Source organism: Pseudomonas sp. SZ40, assembly GCF_052958135.1.
This window is the reverse complement of sequence record NZ_JBQWIF010000009.1, coordinates 52,283-66,323: the sequence shown is the minus strand read 5'-3', so window position 1 is coordinate 66,323 and position 14,041 is coordinate 52,283. Positions and strand designations below refer to the sequence as shown.

The following is a 14,041-nucleotide window of genomic DNA, read 5'->3' as shown; positions in this document are numbered from 1 at the left end:
CCCCGGCAAGCGCACGTGCTTGCCTTTCTCCATGAAGTCGAAAACACTGCTGCCACCTCACCTCAGGACTCGAACACGATGTTGAAGAAACTCGCCCTTACCGCCTGCTCGCTGCTGTTCACCGCCCAGCTCATGGCGGCCGAAAATCCGCTCGTGCTGCTGACCACCAGCCTGGGCGAAATCGAGGTGCAGCTCGACGAGCAGAAAGCGCCGATCAGTACCAAGAACTTCCTCGCTTACGTGGACAGCGGCTTCTACAAAGGCACCCAGTTCCATCGTGTGATTCCGGGTTTCATGGTGCAAGGCGGCGGTTTCGACGAGAGCATGCGCCAGAAGAACACCGGCGCGCCGATCAAGAACGAAGCCGACAACGGCCTGCACAACGTGCGTGGCACGCTGGCCATGGCACGCACCCAGGCGCGGGACTCGGCGACCAGCCAGTTCTTCATCAACCACACCGACAACGCCTTTCTGGACCACGGCTCGCGGGACTTCGGCTATGCGGTTTTCGGCAAGGTGATCCGCGGCATGGAAGTGGTCGACCGTATCGCTCAGGTGCGTACCGCCAACCGCGCCGGCCAGCAGAACGTGCCGGTAGACCCGGTGGTGATTCTCGACGCCAAGCGCCTCTGATACTGCTACCCTTTGCCGATAGACCCGCGTGCCAGAGCATGCGGGTTGCCCCCCGAGCCCAGCGCTCGCGCCTCTCGGCATTCCAGCCGGCCGGTCACGCCTGTCGGTAGCAACACGTGAAACACCCGCCCACTCGCCAGAGCAGACTGTGCCTCATGTTGTTCCGCCGCTTCGAAAATCTGATCGACGTCTTCAAACCCAGCCCTGATGTGGCACCGCCCGACGGCATGCTGCGCTTCTACGCCCACTACCTCAAACAGGTATGGCCGTTGATGATCGCCGTGCTGGTGATCGGCTTCTTCGCGGCGCTGATCGAGGTCGCGCTGTTCAGCTTTCTCGGCCAGTTGATCGACATGGCGCAGGCCACTGCCGACGCCCGCACGTTCTTCGCCGAACACCGCAACGAACTGCTGTGGATGGCGCTGGTGGCATTGATCATCCGGCCTCTGGTGTTCGGCCTGCACAATCTGCTTACCCACCAGGCGATCAACCCGGGGCTGACCAACCTGATTCGCTGGCAGAATCACCGTTACGTGCTCAAGCAGAGCCTGAACTTCTTCCAGAACGACTTCGCCGGGCGTATCGCCCAGCGGGTCATGCAGACCGGGCCATCGCTGCGCGATTCGGCCATGCAGGTGATCGACGCACTGTGGCATGTGGTGGTGTACGCCGGCAGCGCACTGTACCTGTTCGCAGCGGCCGACCTGCGCCTGGTAGTGCCGCTGTCACTGTGGATCATCGGCTACAGCGCCGCGCTCTGGTACTTCGTGCCGCGCATCAAGGCGCGCTCGGCCGCTGCCTCCGCGGCGCGTTCCAAGGTCATGGGCCGGGTGGTGGATGGTTACAGCAACGTCGCCACCCTCAAGCTCTTCGCCCACTCCCGCGAAGAGGAAACCTACGCCCGCGAGGCCATGCAGGAACTGCTCGACAAATTCCGTCTGCAGTCACGCACCATCACCAGCCTGGACTTCCTCATCACCTGCATGAACGGTCTGCTGATCGTCGGTACCGGCGCCCTGGCGCTGTGGCTGTGGAGCGAGGCGCTGATCAGCACCGGCGCCATCGCCCTGGCGCTGGGCCTGGTGATCCGCATCAACAACATGGCCGAATGGATCATGTGGGTGGTCAACGGCATTTTCGAGAACGTCGGCACCGTGCAGGACGGCATGCAGACCATCGTTCAGCCGCGCCAGGTGCTCGACCACGAAGACGCCAAACCGCTTCAGGTACGACAAGGCGGCGTACGCTTCGACGACGTGCATTTCCACTATGGCAAGAAAGGCGGCGTGATCAGCGGCCTGACCATCGACATTCGCCCCGGCGAGAAGATCGGCCTGGTAGGCCCCTCGGGGGCCGGCAAGTCGACCCTGGTCAATCTGCTGCTGCGCCTCTATGACCTGGAAAGCGGGTGCATCCTCATCGATGGCCAGAACATCGCCGATGTCAGCCAGGAAACCCTGCGTGCCAACATCGGCGTGGTCACTCAGGACACGTCCCTGTTGCACCGCTCGATCCGCGACAACCTGCGCTACGGCAGGCCCGATGCCAGCGATGAAGAGCTCTGGGCCGCCGCCCGCAAGGCCCGCGCGGATGGCTTCATCAGCACGCTGGACGACAGCCAGGGTGGCCTCGGTTTCGAGGCCCAGGTCGGTGAGCGTGGAGTCAAGCTGTCCGGCGGCCAGCGTCAGCGCATCGCCATTGCCCGGGTGCTGCTCAAGGACGCGCCGATTCTGGTGATGGACGAAGCCACCTCGGCCCTCGATTCGGAAGTCGAATCGGCCATCCAGGAGAGCCTCGACAGCCTCATGGATGGAAAGACGGTGATCGCCATCGCGCACCGCCTGTCGACCATCGCGCGCATGGATCGCCTGGTGGTGATCGACAAGGGCCAGGTGATCGAGACCGGCACCCACGCCGAACTGATCGAGCGTGGCGGTCTGTATGCCCGTCTCTGGCAACACCAGACAGGCGGCTTCGTCGGCGTCGATTGATGCTGGCAGGCGGCACCAGGCTGAGTAAGCCCAGGCTAATCGTTAGCTTGCTAACATCATCATTTTTCATGATGTGTACTAGCAAAGGCATCAATTTCCGCGATGCCGACATTGCTGGTCATATAAGTCCCAAGAGGCAACGAAACCGATTGGATCGGTCAGGCTGCCTCACATCGAAATGATCGAGGACATCATCATGAAAATCGCAACTGCCGTTACCGCCCTGCTTTCCAGTCTCGCTCCTGCCGTGTTCGCCGCCGACGTTCAGCCCAAACCCGGTGCCGGCCTGCCGACCGAGGATTATCACTACGGCATGAAAGTCGATGTGCAGAAAATCCTGTATCGCACCGACGTCTCCGACAAGAGGGGTGTCGTGCCGGTGATCATGGTGTTCACCGACAGCCAGGGCGAAACCCACAAGATGCGTTTCCTCGAGTGGGGCGGCCGCTACGACGGCTGACCGGTCGCGGCGCTGCGGCTCCCCCGCAGCGCGCCACCGCGCAGGTCAGACCTGCCTGTAAGGCAGCATCTCGCGCGCCTGCTCAGCGTAGGCCAGCACGCCCTCCCGCTCTTCCTGCAGAAACCCCGCCACCGCATCACGTAGCCCGTCATGCACCAGGTAGTGCCAGGAATGGGTGATGACCGGCTCGAAGCCGCGAATCAGCTTGTGCTCTCCCTGAGCGCCCGCATCGAAGCGCTGCAGACCCAGCTCGATCGCCTGCTCCATGCCCTGATAGAAACAGGTCTCGAAGTGCAGCCGATCGAACTCGGCCAGGCAACCCCAGTAGCGGCCATACACGCTGTCGCCACCGAGCAGGCTGAACGCCATGGCCACCGGCTGTGCACCACGACAGGCCAGTACCACGCGAATGGCCTCGGGCATACGCTCGGCCAGCAGGCTGAAGAAGGCCCGGGTCAGGTAAGGTGCCTGACCGCGTACATGGTAGGTATTGGCATAGCAGTGATAGACGAAGTCCCACTGCGCCTCGCTCAACTGCTGCCCTTCGCACCACTCGAAATGGATGCCCTGCCCCGCCACCTGCTCGCGCTCCTTGCGCATCTGCTTGCGTTTGCGTGAGCTGAGGGTGTCGAGAAAATCCTGAAAATCCCGGTAGCCGCGGTTATGCCAGTGAAACTGACAGCCCAGGCGCTGCAGCCAGCCATCACGTCCTTGCAGCACCTCGTCGCCAGCGGTGTCGGTGAAATTCACGTGCAAGCTGGACAGCCCCTGTTCCTGCAGAGACGCGGTCACCGCGTCGAGCAACTGCCCCGCCGCCTCGGTCGTACCCAGCAGACGCTGGCCGGTCACCGGCGAAAACGGAATGGCACCCAGCAACTTGGGGTAATAGGCGATACCAGCTCGACGGCAGGCATCTGCCCAGCCGTGATCGAACACGTACTCGCCGGAAGAGTGGTATTTGACGTAGGCCGGTAGCGCCGCCAGCGGCTTGCCGTCGGCACCGAGCAGCACCTGGTGAGCAGCCTGCCAACCGCTGCGGCCACCGACGCTGCCGCTGTCTTCCAGCGAGGCAAGAAAGGCGTGACGCAGAAACGGCTGGGGCCCGCTGAGCAGGCCGTCCCAGGTGGCGGCGTCGAGTTCGTTGAGGGCGTGCAGGCTGTAGACAGGCATCGGCAATATCCGCGGGCAATCAGCGCACACTATATCGCCAAGCGCCGTGTAGATCCGACCGCCCATAAAAAACCCCGCACGAGGCGGGGTTCAAAGGAGCACCACGTTGAAACGTATTGCTTAGAACGCGTACTGGGCGCGCAGAACGATGCCGTCACCGCTGTCATCGTTGGCTGCTACGGAGTTGACCTGGTTGTCGGCCTTGGCCTTGACGTAAGTGGCGCTGACTTTCACCGCTTCGTTGGCGTACCAGTTCACACCCAGGTTGTGCACCTTGCCGGTCACGTCGTCGGTCGGATCGATACCCACGGTATCGTCTTCAACCGCGATGTGGTCGTAGCGATAGAACAGTTCCCAGGCGCCGATGGACTTGTTGGCCGGCTTGATCGAATCGAACTTGCCGAGTTTGTAGGCACGCGCTTCACCGGTCAGGGTGTAAGCGACCTGGCCGTAGTAACCCTTGGCCTTGATGTCTTCACGGTTGGCTGCATCGGCTTTCATCTTGCGGGTGATGTACTCACCCTGGATGGACAGAGGCCCCATTGCCCAGGCTGCTTCCAGACCCAGTGCACGGTCGGTGTCGTAGGAACCGGCCGGCAGGTTGTTGGCACCACCCAGCAGCAGACGGTTACCGTTGGTACCAGCATCCTGGCCACCGTCGGTGCTCACGCCACGCATGCCCAGACGGCTGCGAATACGGCCATCGAACGCGGTGTCGGAAAGGTCACGCTGGGCGAAGTTGAAACCCAGGTGCAGCACGTTGCCAGCCTCATGCAGCGGGGCGAATACGCCGCGCAGGTTGAACTGCTTGGTGCTGTCGCCGTCTTCGTCAGCGTTGGTCGCGTCTTTGGCGAACAGACCAGCGGAACCGTAGATCGAATCACCAGCGGTACCCGAAACCTGGATGCCCAGACCACCGTTGTGGCTGTTGGCCCAGTCGGCCAGTTCGTAGGCAGCGGTACGCTCGGGAGCGGTCACCCACTTGGAGCTGGTGGCTTTTTCCAGACCGAACTCGGGGTCGAAGCGACCGATCTTGATCGACAGCGGCTTGAAGCCGTTGTAAGCCAGCGAGGCTTCGTCGAAGTAACCGTCCTCGGCACGGTTGTCACCGCCGGAGTTCTTGGAGAAGTCGTAGTTGACCTGATAAGCCCAGTCGCTATACAGAACGCCGCCGATTTCCAGGAAAGCGCGACGGAAGTAACCGGCGTCAGCCTTGTTGCCGTTCACGGTGTAGAAACCGTCGAAGGAGCTGTAGTCAGCCTGTACGCGACCGCCGATCTTGAAGCTGAATTCCTTGTCGGTGGTAGCGACTTCCAGGCCGCCTTTGGTTTTAACTACGATGTCAGCGCCGTCGGTGGTGACGGTGCCGGCGAAAGCCTGGGCGGAAACGGCCAGAGCCAGGGCGCTGGCTGCGAAACCGGCGAAGTGCTTACGGATCATCGAGAATTCCCCTAATTGAACTTAAGTGCTGAAAAACACCCGAGCTGTGGGCTCGTTCGTGCTGGGGGAATCTTCGCGGCGGCTTATTTCAGCGCCGTTGCTGATATATAAATATTTGATGACAAGGGAACTTTTTACTTCCTTTGAATATAAAGCTTGACAAGCCTCACCCCGGCCAAGTAACTGACCAGGCTGTATGGGCCGTTCTAGAGGGGTTCAGGCACAGCGACGGGCAGCACCTTGCATGCTGCCCGGGAGGCGATCAGCGCTTGCGCAGGATCACGCTGCCGATGGAATAGCCGGCGCCAAAGGAGCTGAGCACACCAATCGAACCGGCCGGCAGATCATCCTGATTCTTGTGCAGAGCGATCACCGAACCCGCCGAACTGGTGTTAGCGTAGGTGTCGAGGATCACCGGCGCTTCCTGTGGTGCAGGGTCGCGACCGAGCAGTTTGCGGGCGATCAACTGGTTCATGTTGAGGTTGGCCTGGTGCAGCCAGAAACGTTTCACGTCCGCCACGTCCAGCTGGTTTTCCTGCAGATGCGCCGCGATCAGTTCGGCCACCATCGGGCAGACTTCCTTGAACACCTTGCGCCCCTCCTGCACGAACAGCTTGTCGCCAGCAGCCTGGCTGCCATCCTGCGCGGCACGATTGAGGAAGCCGAAGTTGTTGCGGATATTGTTGGAGAACTGGGTCAACAGCTTGGTGCCGACCACCTCGAACTGGTATTCGGACGTCGCCAGATCGGCTCGCTCGATGATCACTGCGGTAGCTGCATCACCGAAGATGAAATGGCTGTCACGGTCGCGGAAATTCAGGTGGCCGGTACAGATTTCCGGGTTGACCATCAGGATCGCCCGCGCCTGCCCCAGCTGCACGCTGTTGACCGCCGCCTGAATGCCGAAGGTGGCCGAGGAACAGGCGACGTTCATGTCGTAACCGAAGCCCTGGATGCCCAGCGCCGCCTGCACTTCGATGGCCACCGCCGGATAGGCGCGCTGCAGGTTGGAGCAGGCGACGATCACCCCATCGATGTCTGCGACGGTCTTACCGGCACGGGCCAGCGCCTGCTCGGCAGCCGCCACGGCCATCTCGCAAAGAATGCCCCACTGCTCGTTATCGCGCTCGGCGATGTACGGCACCATGCGTTGCGGGTCGAGGATGCCCTGCTTGTCGATCACGAAGCGGCTCTTGATACCCGAGGCCTTTTCGATGAAGGCGCTGTTCGACTCGCTGAGCGCCTCGATTTCACCCCGCTCGATGGCCTCGGCGTTCTCGCTGTTGAACTGCTGCACGTAGGCATTGAAGGACGCCACCAACTCGTCGTTGGAAATGCTGTTGGCCGGTGTGTACAGGCCTGTGCCGCTGATGACGACGTTATGCACGCTGTTTCCTCTTGTTCGGGGCTGTTGCCGGTCAGGCCGTGGCAGGCAGCCGACGGCACCGGTGCACGGGCGGGCGACACACGCCACCTCATAACCCGTAATCACTGGCGCTCAAGTGTGCCACAGGCTCAGCGGTCGCGCCCATTGGGCAGACAAACTGACGGGCGCATCGCCGCTATCGATCATCGCGCGTCTGCTCCAGCAGCCAGGTACGCACCACCGCGAACGGTGCCTGCTGGCGTATTCGCCGTGGGCTGAGCAGATAGAACCCGCGCTCGTCCTGCAGGGTGGCGTCGAACGGGTCGATCAGCCGACCGGCCTGAATGTCCCGCGCGACGAAGAAGCGATTGGCCAGGGCAATGCCCTGCCCGGCAATGGCTGCCTCGATGGCCAGCGAAGTCTGATTGAAGCGCACGCTCCTGGCGGTGGCCTGTGGCGCCTCGGGGAACAGCAGATCGAGAAAGCGTGGCCAGAGGTTGTGCGCATCATGCAGCAAGGAATAGCGCGCTAATCCCTGCAGATCGCTCGGTGGTCCGAAGCGCTCGAGCAGCCCCGGGCTCATCACCGCGACGATCGCCTGCTCGAGCAGCAATTCAGCCTGTAGCCCGGGACCGAAGGGTGGGCGCCCATAGCGCACCGCCACATCCACGCCATCGTTGTGAAAGCTGGAAAGCCGCTCGCTGGCGAGTATTCTCAGGTCGATCTGCGGATGCTGCATCGAGAAGTCCGGCAACCGCGGGATCAGCCACTTGGAAGCGAATGTCGGCGTCACGCTGACGGTCAGGTGCAGCGGCGCCGGCCGCAGCCCCTGAGTGGCGTCGGCGATCAGCTCGAATGCCCGGCGCACGCTCAGGCTATAGCTTCTGCCGCTCTCGGTCAGCGCCAGGCCGCGCGGCTGCCGCTCGAACAGCCTGAGCCCCAGGTCGGCCTCCAGACCACGAATCTGCTGGGCCACTGCGCCCTGAGTCACGCCCAGTTCTTCAGCCGCAAGGCGGAAGTTGAGGTGCCGCGCCACCACTTCGAAGACACGCAGCGCATTGAGCGACGGGAGCTGACCGAATTCTTCAGACATGAGTGTAGTTTTTCTACTGAGTCAAGGTACCGGAACTGCCTCTCTACCTGCGCCCCCCGGCTGCTAGCCTTATAGCCAACGCCACGACCGCAACGGAGACAATACGATGTCTGTAGAAAAAGTAGCAATCATCACCGCTGGAGGCAGCGGCATGGGTGCAGCGGCCGCACGTCGCCTGGCCGCGGATGGCTTCAAGGTCGCCATTCTCTCCTCGTCTGGTAAGGGCGAGGCACTGGCCACGGAGCTGGGCGGTTTCGGGGTGACGGGCAGCAATCAGTCCACCGAGGATCTCGCCAGGCTGGTCGACGGCACGTTGTCGCGCTGGGGGCGGATCGATGCGCTGGTCAACAGCGCCGGCCACGGCCCGCGCGCGCCGATTCTGGAAATCAGCGACGAAGACTGGCATCGCGGCCTGGATACCTACCTGCTCAACGTGATTCGCCCCACTCGCCTGGTCACCCCCGTCATGCAGCAGCAACAGGCTGGGGTGATCATCAATATCTCCAGCGCCTGGACGTTCGAGCCCAGTGAGCTGTTCCCGACGTCGGCGGTGTTCCGCGCCGGCCTGGCGTCGTTCACCAAGGTATTCGCGGACACCCATGCCCGCGACAACATCCGCATGAACAATGTACTGCCGGGCTGGATCGACAGCCTGCCATCCACCGAAGCGCGCAGAGCCAGCGTGCCGCTGCAACGTTATGGCAGCAGCGAGGAAGTGGCCGCGACCATCGCATTCCTGGCCTCGGAGGGAGCGGCCTACATCACCGCACAGAACATCCGCGTGGATGGCGGCATCACCCGCGCCGTCTGATCGGCCGGATCATGCATGAGCCGCTAGCAACCAAACATGACAGCCACGAGCGGCCCGACCATCGCCGGGCGCTCGTGGCCGGGGTTTCAGCTCAGGCTTTCGTCGATCACCAGCACCAGCTTGCCGTTGACCTGATTGCCTTCCAGGGTCGCATAGGCCTCATGGGCCTCGGCAATCGGAAAGGTGCGGGCCAGTTGCGGCTTGAGCCGGCCTTCGCTGAACAGCGGCCAAACGTGCTGGCGCAGGTCGCGCAGCAGTTCGGCCTTGAACAGATCGTCGCGGTTGCGCAACGTCGAGCCGATCAGCTGGATGCGTTTGCCAAGCACCTGGGCCATGTCGATCTCGGCCTTGCGTCCCCCCATCAGACCGATGTTCACCCAGCGGCCATCGAGCGCCAGCAGCTTGAGATTCAACGAGGCGTAACTGGCGCCGACCGGGTCGAGGATGACTTCAAACGGGCCGAAATCATCCGGCACCTTCAGCCCATCCTTGTCGCGAATCGCCCCACCACTGGCGCCCAGGCTCTCGCAATACGCCAGGCGATCGTGCGAGCCGACGGTCACCCAGCAGGTACTGCCGAAGGCCTTGCACAGCTGGATGGCCGCCGAGCCGACGCCACTGGCACCTGCGTGCAGCAGCACCTTTTCGCCGGGTTTCAGGCCGGCCAGCTGGAACAGGTTAAGCCAGGCGGTGGCGTACACTTCCGGCAAAGCCGCAGCCTCGTGCAGCGACAAGCCTTCGGGCACCGGCAGCACATGGCGCGCATCGACCACCACCTCTTCGGCCACGCCGCCGCCAGCCAACAATGCGCAGACGCGATCCCCCACCTGCCAGTCATCGCAGCCGGCACCCACTTCACTGACGATGCCCGCACACTCCAGGCCCAGCGTATCGCTGGCCCCCGGCGGCGGCGGGTAATTGCCGGCCCGCTGCAACAGATCGGCGCGGTTCAGGCCCGCTGCCGCCACGCGAATGCGTACTTCCCCTACATCACAGGCAAGCGTGGGACGATCGCCCCATTCCACCTGCCCTTCAACGCCTTGCAATGCTTTCACGCTGCCTCCATAGTGCATTTGAACCTAGCCCAGCGCTCGCCGCTGGGCTTTTGCATTGCGCCGATGGAACCTGGCGCCCTCAAAGACGGCCTAATATGCGTTATCAACTGTCCCCACGTCGAATTAGCATGAAGCGATCTCTCATCAGCGCCACCCTGGCCCTCGTTCTCGGGCTGGGCGCATTGCCCCTCGCAGCCAAAACCAGCCAAGCCGATCCGTGGGAATACTTGCAGCCTGATCGCGATCAGGTCATCGCCAGTCTCAACGTGGTCGAACTGCTGCAGCGCCACCACTACAGCAAGCCGCCGCTCGACGATGCGCGCTCGGAGAAGGTCTATCAGGGTTACCTGAAGATGCTCGATCCGGCGCGCAGCTATTTCACCGCAGCGGATATCGCCGAATTCGATCGCTGGAAAGACAAGTTCGACGACCTGCTCAAGAAGGGCGACCTCGAACCCGGCTTTCATATCTACAAGCGTCAGCTCGAGCGTCAGCAGGGTCGTCTGACCTACGTTCAGGGTCTGCTGGCCAAGGGGGTCGACAAGATCGACTTCACGGTCAACGAAGACCTGCTGGTCGATCGTGAAAAAGCCCCCTGGGCCAAGGACGTCGCCGAGCTGGACGAGCTGTGGCGCAAGCGCCTGAAAGACGAAGTGCTGCGCCTGAAACTGGCAGGCAAGGAGCCTGCGGCGATTCAGGAACTGCTCACCAAACGCTACAAGGCGCAGCAGGCACGCCTGCAGCAGACCCGCAGCGAGGACGTGTTCCAGGCTTACATCAACGCCTTCGCCATGACCTACGATCCGCATACCAACTACCTGTCACCGGACAGCGCGGAAAACTTCGACATCAACATGAGCCTGTCCCTCGAGGGCATCGGCGCCGTGTTGCAGAGCGATAACGAGCACGTCAAGGTGGTGCGTCTAGTGCCTGCCGGCCCTGCCGAGAAGAGCAAGCAGATCTCGCCTGCCGACAAGATCGTCGGCGTTGGCCAGGGTGACGACGAGATCGTCGACGTGATCGGCTGGCGCCTCGACGAGGTGGTGAAACTGATCCGTGGTCCGAAAGGTTCGCGCGTGCGTCTGGAAGTGATTCCAGCGAGCAATGCGCCGAATGACCAGACCAGCAAGGTGGTCAGCATCACCCGTGAAGCGGTCAAGCTGGAAGAGCAGGCGGCCAAGAAATCCATCCTCAAGGTCGAGCAGGACGGACGCCCGTATACCCTCGGCGTGATCGAGATCCCGGCCTTCTATCTGGACTTCAAGGCGTTCCGCGCCGGCGATCCGGATTACAAGAGCACCACGCGCGACGTCAAGAAGCTGATCACCGAGCTGCAGGCCGAGAAAGTCGACGGTATCGTCATCGACCTGCGCAACAACGGTGGCGGCTCGCTGCAGGAAGCCACCGAACTGACCGGCCTGTTCATCGACAAGGGCCCGACCGTTCTGGTGCGCAACAGCGATGGCCGGGTCGATGTACTGGCTGACGAGCAGGACGGCGCCTTCTACAAGGGCCCCATGGCCGTGCTGGTCAACCGCCTGTCCGCCTCGGCTTCGGAGATTTTCGCCGGCGCCATGCAGGACTACCATCGCGCGCTGATTCTTGGCGGCCAGACGTTCGGCAAAGGCACGGTGCAGACCATCCAGCCGCTCAACCATGGTGAGCTGAAACTGACCCTGGCCAAGTTCTATCGCGTGTCCGGGCAGAGCACCCAGCACCGCGGCGTGGTGCCGGACATCTCCTACCCTGACGTGATGGACAACAAGGAAATCGGCGAGAGCGCCCTTCCCGAAGCCATGCCGTGGGACAGCATCCGCCCGGCGATCAAACCTGAACTGGACCCGATCAAGCCATTTCTCACCGAGCTGAAGAATCGTTACGACAGCCGTACCGCCGACAACCCGGACTTCAACTTTGCCCGTGAGCGCCTGGCCCTGTCCCGTGAACTGATGGCCGAGAAGACCGTCAGCCTCAACGAAACCAAGCGCCGCACCCAGCAGGCCGATATCGAGAAGCGCCAACTGGCGATCGAGAACGCCCGCCGCAGCGCCAAGGGCGAAGAGCCGTTGACCGAGCTGAAGAAGGAAGACGAGGACGACGCACTGGCGCAGAGCGAGGAAGAGAAAAAGACCAAACCGGAAGACGACGCCTACCTGTCGGAAACCGGCCACATCCTGATCGACTACCTCAAGCTCAATACGCGTTTAGCCAAGCAGTAATCGGCAAGCGGTAACCCAGAAGGGCGTCGTGCATACGACGCCCTTTTTTGTGCCCGCATCGATGGCGACCTGCTCATGGCCGCCGGAGCGAAGGGCGTAACGCTATCCAGCCGATTGACTGATGGCACTCAGCCTTCATTAAACGGTCATCAATCTGTAGTGAAATCCCGAGCATTCAGCAGTATTCATCCGCGAGTGGCCACGCCGCTCGTTCGCTCCCCGATTTCACTAGAGACCTGCCATGACCGTCACCGAGCAATTGAGCGCGCTGGGCCAAATCCTCGCGCACGGCGGCCTGCATAGCCTGTTTCAGCCCATCGTGTCGCTCTCCGAGCGGCGCATTCTTGGCTATGAAGCGCTCACCCGCGGGCCGTCCAACAGCCCGCTGCACTCGCCAATCACGCTGTTCGCCGCGGCGCGGCAAACCGGCCTGCTCAACGAGCTGGAAATGGCCTGCCGCAAGAGCGCCTGCCGGCGCTTCAGCGAACTGAAACTGGACGGCCTGCTGTTTCTCAACGTATCGCCGGATTCGCTGCTCGATGCCCGGCACCAGCCGGGACGAACGCTGCAGTTGCTGCAGACTTACGGCATTCCCCCCAGCCGGGTGGTGATCGAGCTGACGGAGCAGTCGCCCACCGACGACTTCAACCTGCTCGACACCGCCCTGCACCATTACCGGGACATGGGCTTTTCCATCGCCCTGGACGATCTCGGCGCCGGTTACTCGAGCCTGCGCCTGTGGTCGGAGCTGCGCCCCGATTACGTGAAGATCGACCGCCACTTCATCGATGGTATCCATCAGGATGCGGTCAAGCGCGAGTTCGTCGGCTCGATCCTGCAGATGGCCAAGGCCTCCCGGGCACAGGTGATCGCCGAAGGCATCGAACTCGAGGAAGAGCTGGCGGTGCTCTGCGAAATGGGCGTGGACCTGCTTCAGGGCTACCTGCTCTGTCGCCCTCAGGACCAGCCACCGACCGACGCCAGTGCACTGCTGCCCGAGCCAGGCTCCTCGCCGACCTCGCTCAGCGAAGAAGGCAGCGACCTCACTGCCCTGCTCAACGAACACCCATCGGTATCCATCAACACGCCCACCGCCGATGTGCTCGAAGCCTTCCGTGCCCAGGCCAACCTCAACTCGCTGGCGGTACTGGACGAGGATCGGCGACCGGTAGGCATCGTGCATCGCCATTCGCTGTCGGAGGTATTGCTCAAACCCTTCGCCACCGAGCTGTTCGCTCGCAAGCCGATCAGCCGCCTGATGAGCAACGACTTTCTTGCCGTGGAAATCAGCCAGTCGCTGCAAAAGGTCAGCCGCCTGCTGACCAGCCGTGCGCGCCAGCGTATCGAGGAAGACTTCGTGATTACCGTGGACGGCCACTACCTTGGCCTCGGTCGGGTCATCGACGTGCTCAAGCTGATCACCGAACTGAAGATCCAGCAGGCCCGTTACGCCAACCCGCTGACCCTGCTTCCGGGTAACGTGCCCATCCAGCAGTGCCTGACCCGGCTGTTGCAGCAGAGCCGCGAAGCGGTGGTCTGCTATGTCGACATCGACAGCTTCAAACCCTTCAACGACCTCTAGGGGGGCAGTTTTTCAACTGTAGGGATACGCAACAACTGTAGGGATACGCATAAGCCAAATCCCGGCTCAATCGAAATCTAAACTCCCAGTTGACCAACACCCTACTTGGCTGCCACAGCCACCCGGCCCCGGCCCGAACAGGAGACCAAGCCATATAGCTGGCAATTAGACATCACGACGTAAATCCGATAGTGTTTGATCAGTGATCATTACACAGCAAT

General features: G+C 62.1%; 10 protein-coding genes and 1 pseudogene. 6 read left to right on the top strand and 5 right to left on the bottom strand.

Annotated features, from left to right (window positions below; genetic code table 11):
* The first annotated feature begins 78 nt into the window (after window positions 1–78).
* The 3 genes from ACT9T4_RS09700 to ACT9T4_RS09690 all read left to right on the top strand — a co-directional run bounded on the left by ACT9T4_RS09700 (window position 79) and on the right by ACT9T4_RS09690 (window position 3,084).
* On the top strand, window positions 79–633 hold the full coding sequence (locus tag ACT9T4_RS09700) for a peptidylprolyl isomerase (protein WP_499116694.1): 555 nt from the start codon (window positions 79–81) through the stop codon (window positions 631–633).
* A 155-nt stretch (window positions 634–788) separates the two neighbouring features.
* Window positions 789–2,624, top strand: coding sequence for an ABC transporter ATP-binding protein (locus tag ACT9T4_RS09695; protein WP_042556138.1), 1,836 nt, complete (start codon window positions 789–791; stop codon window positions 2,622–2,624).
* 196 nt (window positions 2,625–2,820) lie between these two features.
* Window positions 2,821–3,084 carry a DUF2790 domain-containing protein gene (locus tag ACT9T4_RS09690; protein WP_042556167.1) on the top strand — a complete coding sequence of 88 codons (264 nt, stop codon included), beginning with the start codon at window positions 2,821–2,823 and terminating at the stop codon, window positions 3,082–3,084.
* A 45-nt stretch (window positions 3,085–3,129) separates the two neighbouring features.
* Here ACT9T4_RS09690 and ACT9T4_RS09685 read toward each other — a convergent pair whose 3' ends face one another.
* The 4 genes from ACT9T4_RS09685 to gcvA form a co-directional block, all read right to left on the bottom strand.
* Complete coding sequence (locus tag ACT9T4_RS09685) at window positions 3,130–4,254, bottom strand: GNAT family N-acetyltransferase (protein ID WP_499116691.1); 1,125 nt, start codon at window positions 4,252–4,254, stop codon at window positions 3,130–3,132.
* Between the two features lie 120 nt (window positions 4,255–4,374).
* The gene (locus tag ACT9T4_RS09680) at window positions 4,375–5,694 is read right to left on the bottom strand and encodes an OprO/OprP family phosphate-selective porin (protein WP_042556140.1); all 1,320 of its coding nucleotides are present in this window, start codon (window positions 5,692–5,694) and stop codon (window positions 4,375–4,377) included.
* Window positions 5,695–5,956: 262 nt separating this feature from the next.
* Window positions 5,957–7,081, bottom strand: coding sequence for a beta-ketoacyl-ACP synthase III (locus tag ACT9T4_RS09675; RefSeq protein ID WP_499116688.1), 1,125 nt, complete (start codon window positions 7,079–7,081; stop codon window positions 5,957–5,959).
* Between the two features lie 175 nt (window positions 7,082–7,256).
* Complete coding sequence (gene gcvA / locus ACT9T4_RS09670) at window positions 7,257–8,153, bottom strand: transcriptional regulator GcvA (protein WP_179538649.1); 897 nt, start codon at window positions 8,151–8,153, stop codon at window positions 7,257–7,259.
* A gap of 106 nt (window positions 8,154–8,259) precedes the next feature.
* Here gcvA and ACT9T4_RS09665 point away from each other — a divergent pair, with 106 nt between their 5' ends.
* The gene (locus ACT9T4_RS09665) at window positions 8,260–8,964 is read left to right on the top strand and encodes an SDR family oxidoreductase (protein ID WP_179538650.1); all 705 of its coding nucleotides are present in this window, start codon (window positions 8,260–8,262) and stop codon (window positions 8,962–8,964) included.
* Window positions 8,965–9,050: 86 nt separating this feature from the next.
* On the opposite strand, the gene ACT9T4_RS09660 is transcribed toward ACT9T4_RS09665, so the two are convergent.
* On the bottom strand, window positions 9,051–10,019 hold the full coding sequence (locus ACT9T4_RS09660; protein ID WP_499116686.1) for an NAD(P)H-quinone oxidoreductase: 969 nt from the start codon (window positions 10,017–10,019) through the stop codon (window positions 9,051–9,053).
* Between the two features lie 128 nt (window positions 10,020–10,147).
* Here ACT9T4_RS09660 and ACT9T4_RS09655 point away from each other — a divergent pair, with 128 nt between their 5' ends.
* On the top strand, window positions 10,148–12,238 hold the full coding sequence (locus ACT9T4_RS09655; protein WP_179538652.1) for a carboxy terminal-processing peptidase: 2,091 nt from the start codon (window positions 10,148–10,150) through the stop codon (window positions 12,236–12,238).
* 241 nt (window positions 12,239–12,479) lie between these two features.
* A pseudogene (locus ACT9T4_RS09650) lies at window positions 12,480–13,817 on the top strand (EAL domain-containing protein); the annotation flags it as partial.
* Between the last annotated feature and the right edge of the window lie 224 nt (window positions 13,818–14,041).